Origin of the sequence: Limosilactobacillus gastricus DSM 16045 (genome assembly GCF_001434365.1) — a bacterium.
In the GTDB taxonomy this organism is placed as follows: Bacteria; Bacillota; Bacilli; order Lactobacillales; family Lactobacillaceae; genus Limosilactobacillus; species Limosilactobacillus gastricus.
In genome coordinates this window covers 12,699-34,839 of sequence record NZ_AZFN01000015.1, presented here as the reverse complement: position 1 = coordinate 34,839, position 22,141 = coordinate 12,699, and the positions used below count along the sequence as shown (strand labels likewise).

25 protein-coding genes, 1 pseudogene and 1 riboswitch are annotated in these 22,141 nt (G+C 42.1%); of the genes and pseudogenes, 12 read left to right on the top strand and 14 right to left on the bottom strand.

All coding sequences use genetic code 11. The features are described from left to right. Positions 1-13 precede the first annotated feature (13 nt). Positions 14-775, bottom strand: coding sequence for a hypothetical protein (locus FC60_RS06145; protein ID WP_056937559.1), 762 nt, complete (start codon positions 773-775; stop codon positions 14-16). A 195-nt stretch (positions 776-970) separates the two neighbouring features. Between FC60_RS06145 and FC60_RS06140 the strand changes: the two genes are divergently transcribed. Next, on the top strand, positions 971-1,402 hold the full coding sequence (locus FC60_RS06140; RefSeq protein ID WP_007122049.1) for an Hsp20/alpha crystallin family protein: 432 nt from the start codon (positions 971-973) through the stop codon (positions 1,400-1,402). Positions 1,403-1,446: 44 nt separating this feature from the next. Here the strand turns inward: FC60_RS06140 and FC60_RS06135 are convergent, their stop codons facing one another. After that, positions 1,447-2,304, bottom strand: a complete 858-nt coding sequence (locus FC60_RS06135; RefSeq protein WP_056937558.1) for an alpha/beta hydrolase — start codon at positions 2,302-2,304, stop codon at positions 1,447-1,449. A gap of 95 nt (positions 2,305-2,399) precedes the next feature. After that, positions 2,400-2,499, top strand: a riboswitch (TPP riboswitch). A 154-nt stretch (positions 2,500-2,653) separates the two neighbouring features. On the opposite strand from FC60_RS06135, the gene thiW reads away from it, so the two are divergent. The 4 genes from thiW (at position 2,654) to FC60_RS06115 (ending at position 4,551) form a co-directional block, all read left to right on the top strand. Beyond that, positions 2,654-3,169, top strand: a complete 516-nt coding sequence (gene thiW, locus FC60_RS06130) for an energy coupling factor transporter S component ThiW (RefSeq protein WP_056937557.1) — start codon at positions 2,654-2,656, stop codon at positions 3,167-3,169. 1 nt (position 3,170) lies between these two features. After that, positions 3,171-3,830 carry a thiaminase II gene (tenA, locus tag FC60_RS06125; RefSeq protein WP_056937556.1) on the top strand — a complete coding sequence of 220 codons (660 nt, stop codon included), beginning with the start codon at positions 3,171-3,173 and terminating at the stop codon, positions 3,828-3,830. 207 nt (positions 3,831-4,037) lie between these two features. Then, positions 4,038-4,304 (top strand): type II toxin-antitoxin system Phd/YefM family antitoxin, encoded by a 267-nt coding sequence (locus FC60_RS06120; RefSeq protein WP_056937555.1) that lies wholly within the window; start codon positions 4,038-4,040, stop codon positions 4,302-4,304. Continuing rightward, entirely contained in the window at positions 4,297-4,551 is a 255-nt protein-coding gene (locus FC60_RS06115) for a Txe/YoeB family addiction module toxin (protein ID WP_056937554.1), read from the top strand. Before FC60_RS06120 ends, FC60_RS06115 begins: the two co-directional genes overlap by 8 nt. A gap of 130 nt (positions 4,552-4,681) precedes the next feature. On the opposite strand, the gene FC60_RS06110 is transcribed toward FC60_RS06115, so the two are convergent. From FC60_RS06110 to FC60_RS06095, 4 genes are all read right to left on the bottom strand, one after another. After that, the gene (locus FC60_RS06110) at positions 4,682-5,791 is read right to left on the bottom strand and encodes a 5-methyltetrahydropteroyltriglutamate--homocysteine S-methyltransferase (protein ID WP_056937553.1); all 1,110 of its coding nucleotides are present in this window, start codon (positions 5,789-5,791) and stop codon (positions 4,682-4,684) included. Positions 5,792-5,807: 16 nt separating this feature from the next. Next, a complete protein-coding gene (locus FC60_RS06105) occupies positions 5,808-6,920 on the bottom strand; it encodes a 5-methyltetrahydropteroyltriglutamate--homocysteine S-methyltransferase (RefSeq protein WP_056937552.1) in 1,113 nt (370 codons plus the stop codon). A gap of 34 nt (positions 6,921-6,954) precedes the next feature. Next, the gene (locus FC60_RS06100) at positions 6,955-7,695 is read right to left on the bottom strand and encodes a cyclase family protein (RefSeq protein ID WP_056937551.1); all 741 of its coding nucleotides are present in this window, start codon (positions 7,693-7,695) and stop codon (positions 6,955-6,957) included. A gap of 380 nt (positions 7,696-8,075) precedes the next feature. Beyond that, positions 8,076-8,966 (bottom strand): LysR family transcriptional regulator, encoded by an 891-nt coding sequence (locus FC60_RS06095; protein WP_056937550.1) that lies wholly within the window; start codon positions 8,964-8,966, stop codon positions 8,076-8,078. A 108-nt stretch (positions 8,967-9,074) separates the two neighbouring features. Here FC60_RS06095 and FC60_RS06090 point away from each other — a divergent pair, with 108 nt between their 5' ends. Beyond that, positions 9,075-9,905: an SDR family oxidoreductase gene (locus FC60_RS06090; RefSeq protein WP_056937549.1), complete on the top strand. Its 831-nt coding sequence runs from the start codon at positions 9,075-9,077 to the stop codon at positions 9,903-9,905. 51 nt (positions 9,906-9,956) lie between these two features. Here FC60_RS06090 and FC60_RS09675 read toward each other — a convergent pair whose 3' ends face one another. Together FC60_RS09675 and FC60_RS09670 are read right to left on the bottom strand one after the other, a co-directional pair. Further along, complete coding sequence (locus tag FC60_RS09675; protein ID WP_056937571.1) at positions 9,957-10,568, bottom strand: sugar O-acetyltransferase; 612 nt, start codon at positions 10,566-10,568, stop codon at positions 9,957-9,959. A 93-nt stretch (positions 10,569-10,661) separates the two neighbouring features. After that, positions 10,662-10,991, bottom strand: a pseudogene (locus FC60_RS09670) (DapH/DapD/GlmU-related protein); the annotation flags it as partial. A gap of 321 nt (positions 10,992-11,312) precedes the next feature. Between FC60_RS09670 and FC60_RS06080 the strand changes: the two are divergent. The 3 genes from FC60_RS06080 to FC60_RS06070 are packed head-to-tail and all read left to right on the top strand — an operon-like array spanning position 11,313 to position 13,865. Further along, positions 11,313-12,086 (top strand): lysophospholipid acyltransferase family protein, encoded by a 774-nt coding sequence (locus FC60_RS06080; RefSeq protein ID WP_056937548.1) that lies wholly within the window; start codon positions 11,313-11,315, stop codon positions 12,084-12,086. Continuing rightward, positions 12,083-12,925, top strand: coding sequence for a glycosyltransferase (locus FC60_RS06075; RefSeq protein ID WP_056937547.1), 843 nt, complete (start codon positions 12,083-12,085; stop codon positions 12,923-12,925). The genes FC60_RS06080 and FC60_RS06075 overlap by 4 nt, the downstream gene beginning before the upstream one ends. Next, positions 12,915-13,865 carry a glycosyltransferase family 8 protein gene (locus tag FC60_RS06070; protein ID WP_056937546.1) on the top strand — a complete coding sequence of 317 codons (951 nt, stop codon included), beginning with the start codon at positions 12,915-12,917 and terminating at the stop codon, positions 13,863-13,865. Before FC60_RS06075 ends, FC60_RS06070 begins: the two co-directional genes overlap by 11 nt. 124 nt (positions 13,866-13,989) lie before the next feature. Here the strand turns inward: FC60_RS06070 and FC60_RS06065 are convergent, their stop codons facing one another. Beyond that, positions 13,990-15,189 carry a M20 family metallopeptidase gene (locus FC60_RS06065; protein WP_056937545.1) on the bottom strand — a complete coding sequence of 400 codons (1,200 nt, stop codon included), beginning with the start codon at positions 15,187-15,189 and terminating at the stop codon, positions 13,990-13,992. Positions 15,190-15,307: 118 nt separating this feature from the next. On the opposite strand from FC60_RS06065, the gene FC60_RS06060 reads away from it, so the two are divergent. Continuing rightward, complete coding sequence (locus FC60_RS06060; RefSeq protein WP_040468662.1) at positions 15,308-15,634, top strand: DMT family transporter; 327 nt, start codon at positions 15,308-15,310, stop codon at positions 15,632-15,634. On the opposite strand, the gene FC60_RS06055 is transcribed toward FC60_RS06060, so the two are convergent. Beyond that, on the bottom strand, positions 15,609-16,454 hold the full coding sequence (locus FC60_RS06055; protein WP_056937544.1) for a PfkB family carbohydrate kinase: 846 nt from the start codon (positions 16,452-16,454) through the stop codon (positions 15,609-15,611). The genes FC60_RS06060 and FC60_RS06055 overlap by 26 nt on opposite strands. A gap of 105 nt (positions 16,455-16,559) precedes the next feature. Between FC60_RS06055 and FC60_RS06050 the strand changes: the two genes are divergently transcribed. After that, on the top strand, positions 16,560-17,252 hold the full coding sequence (locus FC60_RS06050; protein WP_056937543.1) for a GNAT family N-acetyltransferase: 693 nt from the start codon (positions 16,560-16,562) through the stop codon (positions 17,250-17,252). Between the two features lie 116 nt (positions 17,253-17,368). Here FC60_RS06050 and FC60_RS06045 read toward each other — a convergent pair whose 3' ends face one another. The 4 genes from FC60_RS06045 to FC60_RS06030 form a co-directional block, all read right to left on the bottom strand. After that, positions 17,369-17,908, bottom strand: a complete 540-nt coding sequence (locus FC60_RS06045; RefSeq protein WP_056937542.1) for a flavodoxin family protein — start codon at positions 17,906-17,908, stop codon at positions 17,369-17,371. A gap of 17 nt (positions 17,909-17,925) precedes the next feature. After that, positions 17,926-19,308 (bottom strand): subtype B tannase, encoded by a 1,383-nt coding sequence (locus tag FC60_RS06040; RefSeq protein ID WP_235806093.1) that lies wholly within the window; start codon positions 19,306-19,308, stop codon positions 17,926-17,928. Between the two features lie 61 nt (positions 19,309-19,369). After that, on the bottom strand, positions 19,370-19,987 hold the full coding sequence (locus FC60_RS06035; protein WP_162252181.1) for a nitroreductase family protein: 618 nt from the start codon (positions 19,985-19,987) through the stop codon (positions 19,370-19,372). A gap of 38 nt (positions 19,988-20,025) precedes the next feature. Continuing rightward, positions 20,026-20,637: a TetR/AcrR family transcriptional regulator gene (locus FC60_RS06030; RefSeq protein WP_056937540.1), complete on the bottom strand. Its 612-nt coding sequence runs from the start codon at positions 20,635-20,637 to the stop codon at positions 20,026-20,028. A gap of 205 nt (positions 20,638-20,842) precedes the next feature. On the opposite strand from FC60_RS06030, the gene FC60_RS06025 reads away from it, so the two are divergent. Next, complete coding sequence (locus tag FC60_RS06025) at positions 20,843-22,141, top strand: MFS transporter (protein ID WP_056937539.1); 1,299 nt, start codon at positions 20,843-20,845, stop codon at positions 22,139-22,141.

Genomic DNA, 22,141 nt, shown 5'->3' with positions numbered 1-22,141 from the left:
TGCTTTTCCTCACTTATATTCGATTGAGCCAGTTAGAGATGGTTTGTGTAAATTGATTGAACCAATTTGTCGCGGTTTGCATACTATCTTCCAAATTACTAATTGTTGTCGCCGCTTGATCTGGGTGATTACTGATGGAATTAATCGCCGTATTGATGGCTTGTAATTTAGCTTGAGAAGTCGTTGATAAATCGGCCTTAATTTCCTCGTTTTGTTGCTTAATCGTATTCAAACTCTGAGTCAACTCACTTTGATCATGGTCAGATTGGTATTGTTGAACTGCCGCCTTCAATTGATTAATTTGATTAGTTAACTTTTGATTGTCATTCGACAAACTCGAAATTTGACTTGAATTGGATGCAATCTGACTCGATTGCGATTCTTGGAGGGCTTCATTAGCTCGATTGACATTGCGTTGATGCAGGGCAAACCAGGCTACTAGAATTACCAGAATCACTAAGGCCCACTTCCACCAACGGTGACGCTTATTCGACTGATTATTCGCCGCATAGGATTGATTTTCATTACCAACCACCACGGTGACCGACCGTTTTAAAACTTGGTAATCATAGACGGCATTGATCGTCACTTGATATTGACCCGCTTGATTAACTAATAGATTGCGGTGTTCAACGGATAAGTCGTACTGATTAGTCAAGTCTTGCCCACCATCAACCACCCGGGGTTGGACTAATTGTAAAAAGCCATCCTGGTCAAAGGGTTGATTGAGGGGCCAATTAACTTGGTTATATTGGATCGTAATTTCAGCTGCCATTGATGATCAGCTCCTTTAGTTTGATGAAAATATTATACCTTAAAATCCTTTTCCAAGCGGACTTAACTACTATTAACTAATCACAATTTCATTTGGTCAAAAAAGGTCAAAATAATTAGTACTATGTCAAAAGTTGGTGCTATAATATAGTTGTATCAAAGAAGTGATATATACATATAGAAAGGGAGTAATCTTATGGCTAACGAAATTCAACGTCGAAACGATTTATTTGGTGACATTTTTGATATGCGGAACTGGATGAATGATAGTTTCTTCTCGAAGATGGCTAATAATGATGGTCACATGCGGACTGACATTGCCGAAACCGAAAAGAACTATCGGGTTAAGGTTGATATGCCAGGCTTCCAAAAGAAAGACATTCACATCAACTATGCTAACAACATTTTGACCATCACCGGCGCTCGTGATACTTTTGATGATGTTTCCGACAAAGATGGGAACATTCTTCACAGTGAGCGGCGTTATGGTCAAATGAGTCGGGAATTCCGCCTACCAGATGTGGACATCAATGATGCTAGTGCTAAGTATGAAGACGGGGTCTTGATTTTGACCTTACCAAAACTAGATGCGGTTAATGACAGCGATACCCATATTGAAATTGAATAATCCCATTTACGAAAGTAGCTCAGGCGCTTTGCCTGAGCTACTTTTTACTTACTCCACAAAAAATTAATCAAAGCGCGATCAACCTTAGCATTGCTATGCAACTTACTATGACGTGCTTGCTTACCAGTAATCTTTACTTCTCGATATGACTTAGCTCGCGAAGCAATTAGATATTTGAGTGATAGGGATGAAACATTTGGCACCGTTCCATCCGTCTGTCCCCCAATATCTCCATAAATATTCAAGACTTGCACCTGATTCTTTGGTAAGACTTGCCGGAGCTTGGTCATCTCTTGATAAGTGGCGTTCATCTGATTAGGTTTACCGGTTTTAGAATCTAATTTCAGGCCAGCTGGTTGGCGAATACTAGCGGGGACTTGGGAAAAGTTCAAGCCCGCAAAGTGCCCTGCAATATCGACTTGCTTAACTACTTTAGGCATAGATTTCTTTTGCGCATTTTGTAATTCATAGTAAATGATGGAAATATTACCTAAAGAGTGCCCCACCATTTTCACTTGCTTAATACCATAGCGTTTTTGCAAAAGTTTAACGACATTAGCAGCCCAGCGGCCATGCTGGCTGTAATCAAGTTGGCGATTGTTCTCATAATTAACTTCTACAATCGGGTTAATCGAATGCTTAGTCATTGAACCCGATAAGGTTACTTTTCCGTTTGGATCAACATTCGCCCGAATAACGGTATTGGTTACACCAGCTCGCTTGGCTGCATTCACCATATGCTCTTCGGCGTGATAACTACTGCCACCCCCATGAAAAAATAAGGTTGGCGTGGTTGATTGGACATAGCGTTGTGCTTTACTCGTTTTGACCCAAGCAAAGCCAACAATCACGGCTACGACAACGATAATGAGCCCAATGATCGTTAATTTCTGTTTTTTCATGATAAATCCCCCGACTTCTTCTTAGGGCTATTATACTCTAAAAAGCCGGCGAATCACTATTGACAGCGGTTTCTCTCCATGTCACAATATAGGCGACAACACGCTAGGGGTGCCGGTTTTCGGCTGAGAGATTTTTATCGACCCTTTGAACCTGATCTAGTTAGTACTAGCGAAGGGAAGCTGCTTAATCTAAAGAATCTAAGNGTACTAGCGAAGGGAAGCTGCTTAATCTAAAGAATCTAAGTCGGTTCGGTAAGCGTGTAGGTTTCTACCCTTACCGAACCTTTTTCTTTATTTCAACAGCGCTTAATAACGGATTGTCAAATCTATTTAGAAAGGAGTTGTTGAAATGAATTATCAACATCAACACATCTATCGCCTGACTCTTACAGCGATTCTGGTGGCTCTAGCTACTTGTGGAGCTAGTTTATTCTCCTTCCCCATAGGCGCTGCCAAAGTTGCTCCCGTCCAGCACTTCATTAATGTCTTGTCCGGGATTTTGCTAGGTCCGGAATGGGCTTTGTTGCAGGCCTTTTTGACTTCGCTATTACGAAATCTCTTAGGAACTGGAACTATTCTGGCCTTCCCTGGCAGTATGATTGGAGCCTTCTTAAGTGGTTGGTTCTATCAACACACGAAAAAGCTTTGGGCCGGAGTATCAGGTGAAATCGTGGGCACGGGAATCATTGGAGCCATTATTGCCCAACCAGTAGCAGCACTTTTTATGGGAACGAAGGGCGCAATTTGGATTTTTGTGCCCAGTTTTTTCCTCAGTACCTTGGTCGGATCTCTAGTTGCCTACCTACTTTTAAAGGCGGCTTGGCCACTTATTAACCGTTACTTAATCAAACAACAGGAGGATTAACATGACTTTTACTGATCAAATTCAAGAAGCTGCCATGCCATTATGGCAACGTAGTTTTGTCCATCCCTTTATCCAAGAATTAACTCAAGGAACTTTACCACTGTCCACTTTCCGTTACTATCTGATCCAAGATTATTTTTATTTAAAGAATTTCTGTGATCTACATGGCAAAATCGCGGCCCAATCACAAGTTGAGGCAGAAAGAAACGCTCTCTTAGCTGGTGAGCGAACCTTAAATCATGGTGAAGTCGCTATCCGTCAGGGAATGTTTAAAACCCTCAAGATAGAAAAAGCTGAGGTCAATCAACTAGGCATCGCCCCAACTTGTTATAACTATGTCAACCACATGCGTGCTGCCTTATCTTCAGGCGGTCCAGAAGTTGGCATCGCGGCTTTATTACCTTGCTACTGGCTCTATCATGCTGTTGGTCTGCACTTACAAGCCCACGGTTCACCAGTCGCCCTCTATCAACAATGGATTGACAATTATATTGATGATGATTATGTCCAAGCAGTTAATCGCATGCTAGATCTCGTGAATCAAGGAGCTCAACGAGTTGATTCAACTACCCGGGATCAAATGGCGGAAGCCTTTATCCGTAGTAGCGCTTATGAGCTTCAATTCTGGGAAATGGCTTATCAAAAAGAACAGTGGAATTAGTTAATTAGTTGAGATGCCCCCTATGCTGGATAGACAAATCCAGTATAGAGGGGCATTTCAATTTGGTAACCATCCTTAATATAATTTGGGTTGAAAAATTGCCCATTTTATTGACAGATAAAAAATATTAAAATTAATCGAATTAAACTTGTACAACTTCTTGTCAAATAATATAATTATATAAAATAAGAAAGAGAGGTCATGTACATGGACGCTATAGTTTATTCTAACTTTAGAAATAACCTCAAGGACTACATGAAAAAGGTTAATGACGAATATGAGCCATTAATGGTAGTTAACAAAAACCCTGACGAAGACATTGTTGTTTTATCCAAAGAAAATTGGGATAGTATTCAAGAAACAATTCGACTAATGAGTAATGAATATCTTTCTGATAAGGTTCTATCCGGGATAGAACAGGTTAAGCAAAGAAATGTCGAACAGCACCAACTGGTAGAGGATGAAGATGTTTAACTTTACAGAACAGGCCTGGAAAGATTACATTCCATGGCAACGTGAAGACAAAAAAATACTCAAGAGGATTAATCGTTTGATTGATGATATTAAACGCAATCCTTTTGAAGGTATTGGGAAACCTGAACCATTGAAATATCGCTACTCAGGAACTTGGTCGCGCCGTATTAATGATGAACATCGATTGGTCTATATGGTAGAAAAAGATGAAATCTTTTTCTTGTCTTTTAGAGATCACTATAAATAAATATAAACAGATAACAAAATAACTTTGGTTATTCACTATTGAGTACTGATAGAGAAATCTAACAGTGCTCTTTTAATTTTACAAAGCAAAAAGAAAGAGAAGACAGTTACCCCATCTTCTCATGATTAATTTATCCCCAAATTTCTTTGGCGGTATCAATTACTAACTTAATCTTGGCCCATTGTTGAGCTTCGGTTAACTTATTTCCTTCTTCCGTCGAGGCGAAGCCACATTGTGTTGAAAGTGCCAAATCTTCTAATGCCACGTATTGACTAGCCTCTTTCACCCGCGCTTTTAAGACTGCTGGGTCCTCTAGTTCTGGTTTCTTACTTGTTACCAAACCGATCACCACTTCTTTGCCGGCTGGCACTTCGGCCAAAGGTGCAAAGTCTCCAGACCGATCATCATCAAATTCAAGGTAAAAGGCATCGACCTTTTCCTTGGCAAACAAATCTTCGGCAACTGGGGCATAACCACCACTAGAAGCCCACGTCGAGTGGAAATTCCCGCGACAAACGTGGGTCGAAATCCGCAGATCATCCGGCAAATCAACCAAGGCATCATTATTCAATTGCAAGAACTTACTTTGTAAGTCGGTCCGATCAAAGATTTCACTTCCGGGTCCCTGCCAGAATGATTCATCCACTAGGACACCCCAGGTACAATCATCCAACTTGATATCACGTGCTCCCGCATCGTAAAGAGCGAGGATTAAATCCCGATAAGCATTAGAAACGTCGGCCAACAATTCGTCTGTATTTGGATAAACCTTTTCTAAGGCTTTGACATTACGTTCATCCCGCACCAATTCAAAATATAATTGTGCAGGAGAAGGGAAACTCTGGCGGGGAACAATTCCAGCTGGCGTAATGGATTTTAAAAATTTGAAGGCCAACAAATCAGGATGTTGAGGGTTAAACTTGATCTTTCCGACCACAGTCGCCGAATCGGCCCGGGTTTCTTCATCGTGGAAGAAGTAACCATGCTCCGCTTGGGTATGGTCAACCCCATCAAAGCCCCAGAAAGTATCTAAGTGCCAGTAACTCCGCCGGAATTCACCATCAGAAACCACCTTTAAGCCGGCTTCGACTTCCTTTTGCACTAACTTTTGGATTTCTTGATCCTCAACTTGTTTCAATTGATCATGATCAATTTGACCTTGTTCAAATTGTTCGCGGGCTTGCTTTAAAGCTTCGGGGCGTAAAAAACTCCCCACAATATCGTAATGTAAGTTCGTCATAATTTATTATCTCCTTTTATCCCCAGATTTCCTTGGCAGTATCAATTACTAACTTAATCTTGGCCCACTGTTGGTCTTCAGTTAGCTTGTTACCTTCTTCGGTTGAGGCAAAGCCACATTGCGTTGAAAGCGCCAAATCTTCTAATGCTACATATTGACTGGCCTCTTGAACCCGCGCTTTAAGCGTTGCTGGATCTTCAAGTTCCGGCTTTTTACTAGTGACTAGACCAACCACGACTTCTTTACCGGCTGGCACCCCGGCAAGCGGCGCAAAGTCCCCAGACCGATCATCATCAAATTCAAGATAGAAGGCCTCCACCTTTTCCTTGGCAAACAGATGACTAGCGACTGGGGCATAGCCACCTTGAGCAGCCCAGGTAGAATGATAGTTTCCCCGACAGATATGGGTTGAAATTCGTAAATCCGCCGGCAAATCAACTAAAGCGTCGTTATTAACTTTTAAGTAGGTGTCTTGTAAGGCATCCCGATCAAAACCAGCTGAGGCCATCGTAGCCCAAAACTCATCATCGACGACCATTCCCCAAGTACAATCATCCAGCTTAATATCCCGGGCCCCCGCGTCATACAAAGCCAAAATCAAATCACGATAGGCCTTGGAAATATCAGCCAAAAGGTCAGCTTCTTGGTCATAATATTGCTTGATGGCGGCGATATTTTCTTCCCCGCGGACTAATTCCGCATAGAACTGAGCTGGAGCGGGAATACTTTGCCGAGGTGTTACATCGGTCCCATCCGTTAAAGTCTTCAAGAATTTGAAGGCCTCTACATCAGGATGTCCTGGTTGAAAGCTAATTTTACCAGCAACTTGCGCTGAATCGGCCCGGGTTTCTTCATCATGGAAGAAGTAACCATTCTTAGGAACTGTATGTTTAACGCCCCCAAAGCCCCAGAAGGTATCTAGGTGCCAGTAACTCCGCCGAAATTCGCCATCGGAAACCACCTTTAAGCCGACCTGAATTTCCTTTTGAACCAACTTTTTGATTTCTTGATCTTCAACTTGCTTTAATTGGTCATGATCAATCTGGCCATGTTCAAATTGTTCGCGCGCCGTCTTTAAAGCTGCTGGACGTAAAAAGCTACCTACAATATCATAATGTAATTTTGTCATAATCTACACACTCTCTTTCTCTTCTACCTCGTTACTAATCAAAAATGGCCACTGCTCGTACCGGAAAACCTGGGGCTTTTTCAGCCCGCGGCACTGAAATTAGAATTTCTGCTCCCGTAGCTGGAACTTGATCAAGATTCGTTAACAACTCCACTTGAAAGTGACCATGCGATAACACATAATACTCCGCTGGCAAACCATCCGTTTGATCCACCGCCGTGTCAGTGTCAAAGGTTTCATGACCGTTCGCTTTGGCATGGCGCTCTTCATAAATATATTTAAGTGCTTCAATGCTCCAGCCGGGATAATGGTTTTGTCCGGCCGCATCCTGATTTTCGAATTTGGCTTGTGATGGCCACCGCTTACTCCAATCCGTCCGCAGGGCCACGAAAGCCCCCGCTGGGATTTCACCATGTTCTTGCTCCCAAGCTTGCAGATCCGCAACAGTTAAACTGCGATCTGGATCTTGTGCAGCTAGCTCACTGTGGTCAATGACCACCAGAGGTAACACTAAATCTTTGATCGGCAAATCATCAATATAGCGTTGATCACCTGCGTAAAAGTGCACGGGTGGATCCAAATGGGTCCCATATTGACCGGGAAAAGTATATTGCTTAACGAAGAAGCCATCCTGATCCGTGGTAAAAATTGTTTTAAATTCCGCCGGCTGGAAAGCTGGGAAGTGTGGGCTATCCGGGCCAAAGGGATGGGTCAAATCCACCCAGTGCTTACTTTTTAATTGTTCAAATAGCGCTTGTGTTGAAGTTTTCGTCATTTCTAAACCCCTTTCCGCTGAGCAAATAAAAAGTCCCTAGGAAATATCAATGGATACTTCCTAGGGACGGTTAATGGAACCATTAACGTGATACCACCCTCGTTTCAGCTAATACTCACATATTAGCCCTTACTAACTACAAAATTATAGTCGGATGAGATATCGTTCATCACTCGTTTATCGCTTGTCATCCTTGCAATAAATCTAGCTCCAAGACCATTTTCATAAGGTTTACCTGCCTAACTCACACCAACCGTTAGTTCTCTGTTCCTCGAAACCATTACTACTTATCTCTTCTCAGCGTTTTATAATTAATTTTTAATTATCCTAACAATCATCTTTTGTTTTGTCAAGGATGATTTTTAACTTTTTTAAGTTCGTTAATCAGATCGCTGCCCAGCCCCTTGATGGACCTGGATTAAGATATCAATTAAGGTTCGTAAAGACGCTGGAATTTCACCGCGTCGCATCACCATTGAGCAAGGGATCAACACTTCTTCTGCTAATGATAGCCAGGTCAAGCCCGGCGTCGCATCCTTTAAAAAAGTCGGCGTTAGACAAATCCCCCGCTTCGTTAACACATGGGTAATGGTGGTGGCGTGATTGGGGGAATTAATCGTTTGGACCTGATAATTGGTGACAACTTGATTCTGAAGATGTTTTAATTCCTTCGGACTAACCGAACCGACGATTAAAGTCCGGTTAGCTAACTGACCTAACTCAACTTTCCCTAAATTAGCCAGGGGATCCTGCTGATTAACTAATAAATTAATGGGACTGTCGTATAAGGGAATAGTTTGTAAATCTCCGCCCTTAGGCAAACTCGAGGTCACTGCAAAAGACAAATCTAGCTGGCCCGTTAGCAGTTGGTCTAATTGATCGTTTCCCGATTCAAAAACCACATCCACAAAAATTTCTGGATATTGCTGATTAAATTCTAAAATGGCCTCTGGCAAATGGGGCAAAGCTGAAAGGCCAAACACCCCCAAGCGAATAGAGGACTGATATTGGCACCCTAAATTTTGAGCTCGTTCAATCGCCATTGATAGGTCATGGTTGATTTGGCGAAGATCATGAATAAATTGTTTCCCCCCTGGGGTCAATACGGCGCCCTTCCCTGAGCGTTCAAATAGTTTGATGCCCACCTCTTCTTCAAGGGTTTTAATGTGGTAGGAAAGAGTTGGTTGGGAAATAAATAGGTTTTCTGCAGCTTGATTAAAATTTAAGGTTCGCGCCAATTCTAAGGCGGAGTTAATTTGTCGTGAATTCATTATTGAACTCATAATTAAATTTTTGAATTGATAATAGAAATATTCAGCTAACATTTTCTATTATGGTCCTTTACAATTAACTTGTAAACAAATCAGGAGGCAACAATTATGTTAAAACAACCAAAAGAAATCATCGTCTTGTTAGGTGCCGGTCAAATGGGTTTAAAAATCGTCCAACGCCTAGCTAGTAACCACACCATCTTATTAGGTGACATTAACGAAGACAATCTTGCTCGGGCAAAGGAAGGCTTGCTTGATGCCGGCTTCGTCGTCGAAACTAAAATTGTCGACGGAAGTCAGCGAGAGTCGATCCAAGCCTTTGCTGATTATGCTCAGTCACTCGGTGAAGTAACTAACTATATCCATACCGCTGGGGTCTCGCCCAACATGGCTAATCCACAACCTATTATTGATGTGGACCTAGTCGGAACCGCAATTGCTTTAGAAATTTTTCGCAATGTGATCGCTCCTGGCGGTGCCGGCTTAGTTATTTCCAGTCAAGCTGGTCACATGTTCCCACTCGATCCGGAATTAGAACGACAATTAGCCACCGTCCCCGCTGATCAATTGGCCGTTTTACCTGGCGTTAAAGCAATTGATAATTCTGGCTTAGCCTATGGTGTTGCTAAGCGGGCTAACATCGTTCGTGTCCAACACGAAGCAGTTTTATGGGGTGATCATGGGGCGCGCTTGAACACAGTCAGTCCTGGGGTCATCATCACTCCTTTGGCCCGGCACGAATTAGCAGCTCAACCGGAAGCTTATGGTGAAATGATCGAAACAAGCCCGGCCGGACGTCCTGGAACCCCAGATGAAGTGGCGGCTGCCGCTGAATTCTTACTTGATCCCAAAAATAGTTTCATTACCGGAACTGATCTTTTAATTGATGGCGGAGTCATTGCCGCCATGGCTACTGGTCGTTACCAACTACACGGATAATCTTATAAAGGGTGGGAAGAGACTGTAAATTAGTTTCTTCCCACCCTTTTTCTACTCATCCAAATCTACCCGTCGATCCTTATAATAGTATTGACGATCATGATCATTGATTTCACGGAGCACCCGACATGGATTCCCAACGGCTACGACATTAGCAGGCAAGTCCTTGGTAACCACGCTTCCAGCCCCTACGACCGTATTGTCACCAATGGTTACTCCTGGTAAGACTGTTACGTTAGCCCCAAGCCAACAATTTTTACCAATATGAACCTGTTGATTATGTTGATATTTTTTAAGCCGATATGCTGGCCAAATCGGATGGCCCGCCGTAGAGATATTAACGTTGGGTCCAATCATCGTGTCATCTCCGATATAAATATCGGCATCATCAACTAAGGTTAAATTGAAGTTCGCATACACCCGATCACCTAAATGAGTATGGAAACCACCCCAATTGGCATGCAAGGGCGGTTCAACATAACATTCTTCCCCACACTCTGCAAACATCTTTTTTAACATGGCAGCTTGTTGGGGATCTCCTGGTTCAAGATTATTGTACTGATACTGCAATTTCATATGAATCTGCTGTTCAGCTAAGATCGCTGGATCCTCAGGTAAATAAAGACTACCGTCCCGCATTTTTTCAAATTCACTTTTTGCCATCTTAGGTTCTCCTTTTTCTACTTGCACTTGCTGAATCACGCGACATGGATTGCCAGCAGCGACCACGTGAGCTGGAACATCTTTCGTCACAATACTGCCGGCTTCAATAATTGCTCCTTTGCCGATAGTTACTCCTGGCAAAATAATGACTTGATCACCGATCACACAGTCATCCTCTAGGTGGACAGCCAGATTAAAAGCTAATCGACACCGACGTAAGGCCGGGTCAACCGGATGACCAGCAACCGAAATGGTTACGCTGGCACCAATCTGAACCCGATCACCAATTATAATCGGCGCATCATCAACTAAGGTTAAACCGGGACCAATCTTAACATCCTGACCTACTTCTACGAATTGACCGCCCCATACAGAAGATAACGGAGGTCTCAGTTGACTTCCATCACCAAAAGCGGCGAACATCCTTTTTAAAATGGTTTGATCCGCCGTTTGGTTGAACAACCGTTGCTTCTTTAATTGTTTGGTATTTGAAATCCCGAGGTTGGGATCTTCTGGTTTGTATAGATGACCATTCTGCATCCGGTCAAATACGTCCATCGTCGCCTCCGTGAATCCGCTTTCAAAGATACGTTTTATTATAGCAAAGCTGATATTCCACTGCTAGCTATTCCTCTTAATTTGTTTGTCATAAACCAATTAATTTAGGCGGTTTTGTAACTCATTAAAAAGGTTTATAATATATACTTATTAACCTAATGATCCGAAACATATGGGGAGCATTGCATGAACCAAAAGACATATTATTATGATTCCCTTACCGATGATATTGTCGAGAGTCGGCATCAAGATTATCAGTTACCATCTGATTACCAATGGCTACCTCGCGGCCTTTGGCAATCCTTAATCCGTTGGTTAGTCCGCACCGGAGCAACTGGCTTTGCCTTTATCTATACCAGATTATTTTGCGGGGTTAAGATCGTCAATCTGGCTAAGCTCAAACCCTTTCGTCAGCAAGCTTACATCATTTATGGTAATCATACACAGCCCGTTAACGATGTCTTTATGCCCCTACTGATTACCAATCCCTATCATTTCTATGCCTTAGCTGCACCCGCTAATTGGGGCATTCCTATAATTGGAAAGCTATTAAAATATGGTGGCGCCATTCCAACTGGTCAGACTCAAAGCCAACTACGATCCATGATTGACGCCATTGACCAACTTATGCACCAAGCTGGCCACCTCGTCATTTATCCCGAGGCGCATGTCTGGCCCAGCTACACCAAGATTCGTCCCTTTGCGACCAGTTCATTTCGCTTTGCGGTTAGTCATCAGGTCCCCACTTTTGTCATGACCACCACCTATCAAGGAAAACGGTGGACGGGCCAACCTAAGATCGTGGTCTATCTGGATGGCCCTTATCAAGCGCCAACTAATCTCAAAACAAAAGCCCAGCAAAAATGGCTCCATGATCAAGTTAGTCGTCAAATGCAACAACGCGCCCAACTAAATACCTATCAACAATTTAACTATCAAAAGGAGGACGCTAACCAATGAATATTCTATTTTGTGGCGATCAGCAAGCTGCGGATGGATTTTTAATTACTAGTTTGTCACTAGCCGAGCATGTTAGTGAACCTCTCCATATCTATGTGATGACTATGGCGATCACGACGTCAGAGAAAACATTCCAACCGGTCAATACAGCCACAGCTCAGTTAATAGAGCAACAAATTAAGCTAGTCAATCCAGATAGTCGCATGACTTTAATTGATGCTGGCGACTACTTTCAAGCCCAACCACCAGTTGCCAATCTGGCGTCACGTTTCACGCCCTTTTCGATGTTACGACTCTACGCTGATCAAATTCCCACAATTCCTGATCGAATTTTATATTTAGATAATGACATCATCTGTCGGAAACCATTTAACCAATTTTATTATCAAGATCTGACCGGGATCGAAATGGTCGGCGTCCTAGATCATTACGGAAAGTGGCTTTTCCACCACGAACACCGGGCCTTAGATTATTTAAATTCAGGCGTCCTTTTACTAAACCTCGCCGAAATCAAACAAACCGGCTTATTTGAAAAATGCCGGCAATACCTTGCGACGAAAACTTTATTTATGCCGGATCAATCTGCCTTGAATATTTTGGCGCAGCACAAGCGGATCGCTCCGCGGCGCTACAATGACCAACGACGCCTCCATAAAAATACGATTTTCCAGCATTTCCCGACTAGCTTTCGCTTTTTCCCTTGGGTTCACACTTTAACTGTTAAGCCTTGGGAAGTGGACCGGATGCACAATCAACTTCATTTACACGAATATGATCAATTATTAGACCAATACCAAGCCTTAATTCCCCAATTGAAAGGAGCAGCTCGTGTCCACTAACACCCCCATTTTCTACACGATCAGCAATGACTTTGTCCCCTACGCAGCCGTTTCTCTTCAATCATTAATTTCATATGCCAGTCCCCACCGCGACTACCAAGTAATTTTCATCCACGAAGATCTCACAGCACAATCAAAAGCAATTTTAGCTAGCCTCGTACCAGATCACATTCAGGTTGATTTTTACCAGATCGGCCCAGATCTGCTAGAGGGAATCGATAATCGACCGGAAAATTTTTTGCGGGCCGACTTCTATACCCCAGCCATCTTCTATCGACTTTTCATCGCTAACCTTTTCCCACAATTTGATCGGGCGCTCTATATTGATGCGGATACGGTGTGGGCAGATTGCCCAGATAAGTTATTAGATACTCCGCTTGATGATTACCTTATGGCGGCCGCGCCTGATCATTCCATTGAACACGTTGCGCCCATGCTAGCTTATATTAAAGGGGCAATTGGAGTATTGCCGGCCGATTATATTAATTCGGGGGTTTTAGTTTTAAATCTAGCTCAAATGCGCACTATCAAGTTCCAAGAACAACTATTATCCCTCATTGATCAATATCACTTTGACTGCATTGCTCCTGATCAAGATTATTTGAACGGGTTAGGTCAAGGAAAAATTAAGTATTTAGCTGAAATCAATAATGCAATGCCCAAAGACTGGCAATATGTCGATGAGATGGTTGCTAATCCTCGCTTAGTCCACTACAATCTATTCTATAAGCCCTGGCATTTCGATCAGGTCATGTATGAAGACTATTTTTGGCGAGCCGCTAAACTAACTCCCTTTTACGAGCAACTTTTGCAACAACGTACTCAATATTCTGAACAAGCTCGCCAATCTGATCACGAAAAACTTGACCGTCTCATGGATAAGGCTGGCAAATTAGCTCTCGTCGAACCATCTTTTCGAACTATTCTCCATAACAAATAAAAAGCAGGCTAACTTCTAAAAATTGAAGAAAACCTGCTTTTATATTCACGTTATTTTTAAACTCTTTTAAACTCTAATTTTATTTTTAAACTCTTTTAAACTTGATATATTTCTATATAGCTACTTAATTATTATCCGCTAGCGCAAGCCGCCATTGCTCCTTAATGACTTGCAATGTTGCTGGTTGAACAAGTAAATCATAGGCCGTTAACGCCAATAATTTAGCACCCGGAGCAATTGAATTCATCCCTTTTTCGCTATCAGCAGCTTGTGCGAACTCTTCGGTATGAAAACTAATGAGATCATCAGTAATTGACGAAATTAGCTGAATGGTGGGAACTACTTGACTAACATTTCCCACATCAGATGAAGCCGCCACATCAAAAGTATCAGTTTGCAGATCCCGATCGGGTATTTGAGCATCTCCAATATGTTGCCAAGCTAATTCATCAAATGCTGGTACCAACACCTGATTATCCACCCGATGTTGTGCCGGTTCACAAGTCACGGTGGTCCCCGTAGCTAAGGCCGCCCCTTGGGCAATTTTTTCCAGTTGTTGATAAACTTGTTCAACCGTTTTTCGTTGAAAAGCACGGATAAAGAACTGGGCGGCTGCATGTTCGGGAATAATATTAGGGAACTCACCTCCATCAGTGATGATGCCATGGACATTAGCATCTTTTGGTAAGTAGGCCCGCATTGCATTTAATCCATTAAAAGTCTCAATGACGCCAGCCAAGGCACTACGGCCTTTTTCTGGGTAGGCGGCTGCATGAGACGGCGTTCCAGTGAATTTAATATTCATCGGCGCATTAGCTAAATACGGCACTGTGCGCATCCAACGACACCCTGCATGCATGCACAGGACCGCGTCGACATCGTCAAAGAAGCCCTCATCGACAAAATAGCCTTTGGATGAACCAAGTTCGCCCCCTTCTTCCCCAGGTGTTCCATAAACCCGAATTTCACCACCAAGTTCATCCATCACTTCTTTTAATGCAATCGCCGCTAGAAGTGAATAGGCCCCATTCAAATTATGACCGCAGGCATGACCAAGCTTAGGTAAAGCATCATATTCAGCTAAAAAGACCACGGTTGGCCCATCTTTAACGGATCGGTAGCGAGCATCAAAAGCCGTTCGATGACCGGCTACATCCATCTGGACTGTAAAACCAGTTTTTCGTAACCGGTCCGCCAAAGCTTTTGATGATTCAAATTCATAGTTACTAACTTCTGGATGTTCATGAATAAAATGGGCTAATTTCTGATATTCCATCAAATGTTGGTCAATATAATCTAAAATTTTTGTTTGGGTCTGATTCATTACTAAACACTCTCCTCCCAATAGGTTACCTCGCATGTCATTTTTTAAATTCAAGTCAACTTTTAAAAAAATCGCATTGATATAATCCAAATACTATCTAATGGAGGTATATCTACACATGTTTGTATATTATTTAGAACTATTTTTCGCGATTTTATTTGAGTTGCTTGGGACTAATTTAATGAAATTTTCGGCTGGCTTTACCAAATTATGGTTTTCCTTGGGAACCCTAGCTTCCTATGCCCTTTGTTTCTATTTTCTGTCTTTATGTTTACAAGGCATTAAACTGAATATTGCCTATGCAACATGGGGTGGTGCCGGAATTGTCCTCGCCGCAATTGTTTCATTTGTTATTTTCAAAGAAAATATTTCCATGATGCAAGGACTTGGAATCACCTTAATTGTTATTGGTGTCGTTGTTACCAATCTTTCTGGCGGCCATTAGCTACTTCCGTACTTAACTTTCCTAACAATTTTGCTAACTGTAAACCATACTTGCGATCTTCTGCGGTTAAGTGACTAGTTTCTTCTACCGCAATCTCCATAAGCTTAGTCGATTTTTGAACCGCTTCTTTTAGTGACATTCCACGTTGCAAAAAGCCTAATAGCAAGGGAGCGAAGGTATCACCCGTTCCATAGAAGTGCCCGGAAAAATATGGACTAGCAACAAATTCTAATTGATTATTCGCCGCAATTACACTGCCAATTTGATCCGCCATCCGTACCCCCGATACCACAACCGAAGCTGAGATCCTCAATAATTCTAATTTATTTAAGCAATTCTGCACCCAGGCTAAATCAATTTGCTTGGGCACTTCACAATCCGTCAACAAAGCTAATTCGGTCACATTGGGCGTGATCAAATTTGCCGAATGGCACAACTGCCGAATGGCATCTACATAGTCTGAATTCAAGCCTGGGTACAGTTCACCTTGATCCGCCATGGCTGGATCCACCAAGACCAAACTCGGTCGGAATTTAGTCAAGGCATCAATTACATCACTGATTGTTGCCTGATTCCCAAGATAACCGATTAAAGCCGCCGAAATCTTAACATTCTGGTCCTGCCAATGGCTTGTAGTTGCCTTGAACCAAGCTGAAGTTGCTAGCTGAACCGGCTGACCAAAGCCTTCCGTTTGGGTAGATAACAAACTCGTTGGTAAAGCTGCCGTAGCACAACCAAAGGTCTGCAAAATACTTAATGAAGCAACCATTGAAATTTGCCCTAAGGCCGAGAAATCCTCAATGATTAAGGTTGATTCCATTTTCTCACTCCTCAAGAAATCATAATAATTTCATCTTATCATATTAACGTTATTTAATTCCTGTGCTAAACTAATAAAAAATTAAATAATTATGAGGTTATTATTATGCCATTGAATCGTTTTAATCAATTAGTTGGTCCCACCGTTGAAAATGATCAGCCTGGCCAACTACCTAATTTCACCACCTTGGCTGGTCAATATGGTCAAGTTGAACACATTGACCTAGCTCGTCATCTTGATGACATCAGCCGCTACTATACTGATTTTAGCCATTTAGATGATTGGACCTACTTATTTGAGGAACCCTACCAAACTAAGGCCGAGGTCCAAAGCTTACTCACTAGTTATGAACAATCAGCCAATCCCTATCATCTCGCCATTACTAACGACACTGGTCAAGTGGTTGGGACTTTCGCTTTATTAAATATCAATCCAGATTGGCGTACGGTTGAGATGGGACGAGTCATTTACTTTCCGGAACTTCGCCACTCACGGTTAGCGACGGAAGCTCAATATCTAGTCATGAAATACGTCTTTGAAGAATTACACTACCGTCGTTATGAGTGGAAATGTGATTCATTAAACCAACGCTCCCGCAAGGCGGCTTCTCGCTTAGGTTTCTGCTATGAAGGGACTTTTAAAAATGCCGTCATCTATAAGGGACGGAGCCGGGATACCGCTTGGTTCTCCATCACTCCTGAACAATGGCCGATTCTAAAACGACGCTTCGAAAGTTGGCTTAATCCCGCTAATTTTGATGCTAACGGTCGCCAAATCAAAGCCTTGCGTGAATATTAAGATACAAACTGGTGAAAAAATCAATTAGGCTCGTGGGGCGCCTTATTGACCGCAATTACTAGTATAATCAAATGAACAAGGGTAGGGAAAACATCCGTTTTCTTCCTACCCTCTTTTTAATGGATTTTCCTTCCTAACTGATAGGCCGCTTCAACATGCTGAGCAAGCTTAGCTTCGTTCCATGAATCTGCCGCTAAGGCCTTACCTACCAGTGGCCAGCGCATATATTGTAATAATTGATCAAAGTAAAGTTCTAAGGACTTAAAGGCATCTTCATCGCCATAGCCAGAAATCAAAGTTATCGCTTCTTTGTCACCATGCAATTCATGATTATAACTATAAAAACGATCAATCACGGCTTTTAAAGCGGAGTTAATTCCATAATAGTAAAGCGACGATCCAAAGACCACTAAATCGGCTGCTAATAATTTCGGCATCACTTCTTCTTTAATGACATCATCGGGTTCCTCTTCTACTTCCATTCCAGAATGATTATCAACCAGTTGAATTAAAGAGAATTCATTAACTCGCCGACCAGCATCAAACCGATAAAGCTCATTGCCAGCTTCTATTGCTCCCTTCACAAAAGCATCTACTAGTTGTTCAGATGTTCCTGGATGATGCGGACTTCCTGATAAAACAACGATTTTTTTCATGATTCATCACTCCTTTTTTACTGACAAATCTGATCAATCCAATCAAACAAGGCTACTAAATCATAATCACCATCATGACCAATTCCCCAAGGATAAGCAAAGTCAACCTGCTTTCCTTGATCTTGAAGGAATAAGGCTAAGATGAGAGGAATGGAAAATGCAGTATCTCGGTCACTCGCTCCATGTCGAATTCGCCAATAGTGGGCTGTTTGACCTGACGTTTCGGTCAAGTAGTGGATTGGATTAACTGCTGCGACCAAAGCTGGATCAGCCTGACTTGCCTTAACCTGTGAATTCAATTGACCAAAATCCGTAAAATGTTGTTGCGGAATCTGACGAGTCCCAAAGAGGTCATTCTCAGCGCTAGCTAAGGTCAAATCGTCAAATGCCGGTACCGCCTTTTTTCGCCCAATATAGGCAAGATATTGTGGCCAATCAATGCCCACAACTTGTTGGTCAACAACAGTTAATCCCGCCTCCGCTGAAAGTGTTTGTCCTTCATTAAGTACCTGTTGAGCTGATTGCATGATTAGAGCTTGTATGAGTTTCAAAAAGGAGCCTTTTCCATCCTGATCAATGGTCAGTTCTTTTCCTTGCTGGTCATGTAAATTCAGCTGATTGAAGTATGCTCTAAAGCCCTGCTTTAATTCTTTTGACAATTTTTGTTGCTCATTGGTTAATTCCCCATCAACCGCAATTGCTCGAGGTGGGTCAGTCTTAAAATCCATTTGCTGATTATGGTAAGTGGTAATCCCATTAAATTGCCATTCATAAGCCAGATCAGCATGTTCCAAATTGTGAATCGGGCAATAACAACTTGCGGCATAAATGGCGTCGGACTCCTTTGCCGCACCAAGTTCATCTAGCAAGGGCTGAAAAAACGGATGATTACCTGATACTCCTGCCAGCGCCGAGGTTGCGCCGCCAGCACTGGTCCCATTAGTAATGATTCTTTCGTAATTCCCCGGCAAATGATCAGCATTATGCCGTAAAAAGCGGATCGCCGCTTTCAAATCGACTATAAAAGCAGGTGCTTTACCAATATAGTCGCCTGATTCATTTTGCTGAGTCCGGCCCCGCAACCCCGGTGAAGCGACCACATAGCCTCGTTGCAAAGCTGCTTCAATCGTTTTGGAGCGACTCGGCCATTGATCATTCCCCGGAAAATCAGCCGGCCCCGGCAAATAATCACCCACGGTGTTGGGAACAAAAATTGGTGCAGTAGCTGCCGTATAACCATTAATGGATTCTTGCTGATAATATGCTTGTGGAATGAATAGATTAAGCTGTTGAATTTCCGATACCGGCCGTTCGACATATGTTAAATCACGATATTCACGATACAAAAACCCGTTTAATAAGGCCTTGGTCTGATATTGATCTACCCTTATTTTTAACATTGATCTTGTCCTTTTTAGATTATTTTACACTATTGATGGCCGATTGATCCTAAATAATATATCAAGCTTCACCATAAGTTAGCTTATAACCAGAAGCCTTTTCAAAAAAGTAACTTAAGATGCCGGCCTCAAGCTCTGCGTAAGGACCCGTTTTCATATATATTTGCGGATTCCCATTATTATAATCAACATAAAAATGTTGTTTATTAAAGGCCGTCGGTGCTAAAAGACATGCATTCAGACCTGCTAAATACCATTCGGGATATCTATTCGGTTGATAATCACTGACCTGACTTATGGTTTTAGTTTGATGACCTTTACCATTGGTCTGACCATGACCGAAAACAAGTAGCGCCACCACATCTTCGCCTATTTTTTTACGATTAATGCTCCCACCGACAAACCAAGAATTTAGGCCTAACTCTTGGATAAATAACATTAACTCCGCAGCGACATACCCAACCTGATAGCGGTCACCTTTGAAAACAAGCATATTTTTAACATTACTGGACATGAACTTTGTCATAACACCCCGTAGAGCTGTCGCCCCATCGGTTTCTAAACCCACCAAAACATCGTGATCATGACATAATTCTATTATTTTTGCGTTGATTTTATCCTTGATATCCTCACTAATTAGTTCATCCTTATATTTTCTAACAGTATGCCGTTCTTGCATTATGTATTTTATATCCATTTTTCACCCCGTATTTAAATCTATGCCTTATTGATCCCACTAGTATAAATAGCCATCATATTCCTAACGTAACCTTCTAACTGTTGTTCTTTATTGCCACTCTCGATAAGATCTGATACCTTTGCGAGCCCACTTATATATGACCACAAATTGATGACATGCATTTCCATATTATCTTTAACTTGCATGGCTAATAAATATCGTTTTACCGTCTTCTCAAATAATGAAAAGCTATTGTGATTATTCATCTCCACGGAGAGTTGCTCGTGATCATAGTTAACCTTATAAGCAAACCCACTGTTAAATAGAAATTCGAAATAATGCTGCTGCTCCCACGAAAATCGAATAAATCTGATTCCCATAGCAATTAATTCTTCTTTAGGAGATTTAGCTTGGTCATCCTGATAATCTAAATAATCATAGAAAAGTTCTGAAGTCTTAACTAGCAAAGCATTCATTAAGTCCTTTTTGCTCTTAAAATGGCGATAAATTGACGGTGAACTAACCCCACAAGCTTGAGCAATCGTTTTAATTTCAACCTGCTGATAGCCACGAGTTTCAATAATTTTCAGACCTTCTCTAAGGGCAGCATTTTTTAGATCCCCGTGATGAAACCTCTGTTTCTCACTCATTATTATTTCTCCTTGGTACGTCCTTCTCTCCACCAATGTTAATCCGATTAACATTGGTGGATATGGTTATTTTACCAACATCGTTATCAACAGGCAAGTTTTTTATAAAACTTAAAACTCTGATAGCCATTCATTATTAGCTACTAGTGTTATATAATAAAGCCAAAATCATGAAAGCGATTACTTTGCAAAGGAGGCTTCAAACATGTTTAATTGGCTATTACCCAGTGCACCTGCTACTCAACTTATTCCCAATGACCAGCAACCACGGGCATATCTTAAATATCGGAGTCGAATTCTTATCAGCACTATTTTAGCCTATGCTGCTTATTATGTTGTTAAATCCAACTTCACCTTAGCTTCACCCCACCTGACTAAATATGCTGGATTTACAACTGCCCAGGTCGGTTTAGTCCTATCGGCATTAGCGGTTTCTTACGGGATTGGAAAGTTTTTTGTTGGCTTATTAGTTGACCGTATGAATCCCCGCTTTTCAGTAGGGATCGGTCTGATTCTCTCTGCGATTTTTAACTGGTGTTTCGGCTATACCCATAGCCTTGGGGTCATGATTACTTTAATGATTTTTGTGGGAATTACCCAAGGGTTTGGGGCGCCGAGCTGCCAGAAATCACTGGCGACCTGGTTTGATGCCGAGAATTTAGGAACGGCGACCAGTACTTGGAATATTTCCCATAATATTGGTTCTGGGACAGCCTCAATTATTGTGGCAACGATAGTATCGATCTACGGGGCCGCTAATATTCAGAATATTTTTATGATCCCCTCGATCATATCCATTGTGATGGCGATTATCGTCATGACCATGGGCGTTGATACTCCCGAATCGGTCGGGCTGCCTCGGGTAAATAAAGATGAACAAAAGAACATCAAGCACAAAACGACTTGGGGTGCTTTTCGCGATAACATTCTTAAAAATCCCATTGTCTGGGCCTTTTGTATCATGAATGCTTTTTCCTATATCCTTCGTTACGGAATTGAAAATTGGATCCCGATTTACCTATCGACGGGAAAAGGGTTCTCATCAGTCATTACTAATACTGGCTATACGGTCTTTGAATATGCGGCCATTCCCGGAACCATTCTAATTGGGCTATTTTCTGATAAGGTGCTCAAAGGACGGCGGGTCCCGATTACTTTGGCTTGTTCGACCTTAGTCTTAATTGCAACCCCTCTCTATGCCGGAACCCACAGTGTGACAATAACCTACTTACTCTTAGGCTTGATGGGGATTTGTATCTATGCCCAACAGGTTTTAATGGGCATTGTGATTATGGATGTTCTCCCAATTGAATCGGTCGCTGGGGGGATTGGCCTTTCCGGATTCTTTGGTTATGCCTTTGGAGAAGTAATTGCCTCATATGGAATTGGCTCGATTGTTGGCTCTAACAATTGGAATGGGGCCTTTGGGATTGTGGCGATTTCCGCTATTATCTGTATTGTTTTCTTTATCTTTATTGAATTTAAGTACCACCACAAAATTTAA

Bases quoted from the DNA above. Each gene is read 5' to 3' on its own strand.
- FC60_RS06045 (WP_056937542.1), bottom strand. From the start codon at position 17,908: ATGAAAAAAATCGTTGTTTTATCAGGAAGTCCGCATCATCCAGGAACA.
- FC60_RS06065 (WP_056937545.1), bottom strand. From the start codon at position 15,189: ATGAATCAGACCCAAACAAAAATTTTAGATTATATTGACCAACATTTG.
- FC60_RS06090 (WP_056937549.1), top strand. From the start codon at position 9,075: ATGTTAAAACAACCAAAAGAAATCATCGTCTTGTTAGGTGCCGGTCAA.
- FC60_RS06135 (WP_056937558.1), bottom strand. From the start codon at position 2,304: ATGAAAAAACAGAAATTAACGATCATTGGGCTCATTATCGTTGTCGTA.
- FC60_RS06055 (WP_056937544.1), bottom strand. From the start codon at position 16,454: ATGGAATCAACCTTAATCATTGAGGATTTCTCGGCCTTAGGGCAAATT.
- FC60_RS06040 (WP_235806093.1), bottom strand. From the start codon at position 19,308: ATGTTAAAAATAAGGGTAGATCAATATCAGACCAAGGCCTTATTAAAC.
- FC60_RS06140 (WP_007122049.1), top strand. From the start codon at position 971: ATGGCTAACGAAATTCAACGTCGAAACGATTTATTTGGTGACATTTTT.
- FC60_RS06035 (WP_162252181.1), bottom strand. From the start codon at position 19,987: ATGCAAGAACGGCATACTGTTAGAAAATATAAGGATGAACTAATTAGT.
- FC60_RS09675 (WP_056937571.1), bottom strand. From the start codon at position 10,568: ATGGCAAAAAGTGAATTTGAAAAAATGCGGGACGGTAGTCTTTATTTA.
- FC60_RS06025 (WP_056937539.1), top strand. From the start codon at position 20,843: ATGTTTAATTGGCTATTACCCAGTGCACCTGCTACTCAACTTATTCCC.
- thiW (WP_056937557.1), top strand. From the start codon at position 2,654: ATGAATTATCAACATCAACACATCTATCGCCTGACTCTTACAGCGATT.
- FC60_RS06110 (WP_056937553.1), bottom strand. From the start codon at position 5,791: ATGACGAACTTACATTACGATATTGTGGGGAGTTTTTTACGCCCCGAA.
- FC60_RS06095 (WP_056937550.1), bottom strand. From the start codon at position 8,966: ATGAATTCACGACAAATTAACTCCGCCTTAGAATTGGCGCGAACCTTA.
- FC60_RS06115 (WP_056937554.1), top strand. From the start codon at position 4,297: ATGTTTAACTTTACAGAACAGGCCTGGAAAGATTACATTCCATGGCAA.
- FC60_RS06060 (WP_040468662.1), top strand. From the start codon at position 15,308: ATGTTTGTATATTATTTAGAACTATTTTTCGCGATTTTATTTGAGTTG.
- FC60_RS06105 (WP_056937552.1), bottom strand. From the start codon at position 6,920: ATGACAAAATTACATTATGATATTGTAGGTAGCTTTTTACGTCCAGCA.
- FC60_RS06030 (WP_056937540.1), bottom strand. From the start codon at position 20,637: ATGAGTGAGAAACAGAGGTTTCATCACGGGGATCTAAAAAATGCTGCC.
- FC60_RS06100 (WP_056937551.1), bottom strand. From the start codon at position 7,695: ATGACGAAAACTTCAACACAAGCGCTATTTGAACAATTAAAAAGTAAG.
- tenA (WP_056937556.1), top strand. From the start codon at position 3,171: ATGACTTTTACTGATCAAATTCAAGAAGCTGCCATGCCATTATGGCAA.
- FC60_RS06145 (WP_056937559.1), bottom strand. From the start codon at position 775: ATGGCAGCTGAAATTACGATCCAATATAACCAAGTTAATTGGCCCCTC.
- FC60_RS06075 (WP_056937547.1), top strand. From the start codon at position 12,083: ATGAATATTCTATTTTGTGGCGATCAGCAAGCTGCGGATGGATTTTTA.
- FC60_RS06080 (WP_056937548.1), top strand. From the start codon at position 11,313: ATGAACCAAAAGACATATTATTATGATTCCCTTACCGATGATATTGTC.
- FC60_RS06050 (WP_056937543.1), top strand. From the start codon at position 16,560: ATGCCATTGAATCGTTTTAATCAATTAGTTGGTCCCACCGTTGAAAAT.
- FC60_RS06120 (WP_056937555.1), top strand. From the start codon at position 4,038: ATGGACGCTATAGTTTATTCTAACTTTAGAAATAACCTCAAGGACTAC.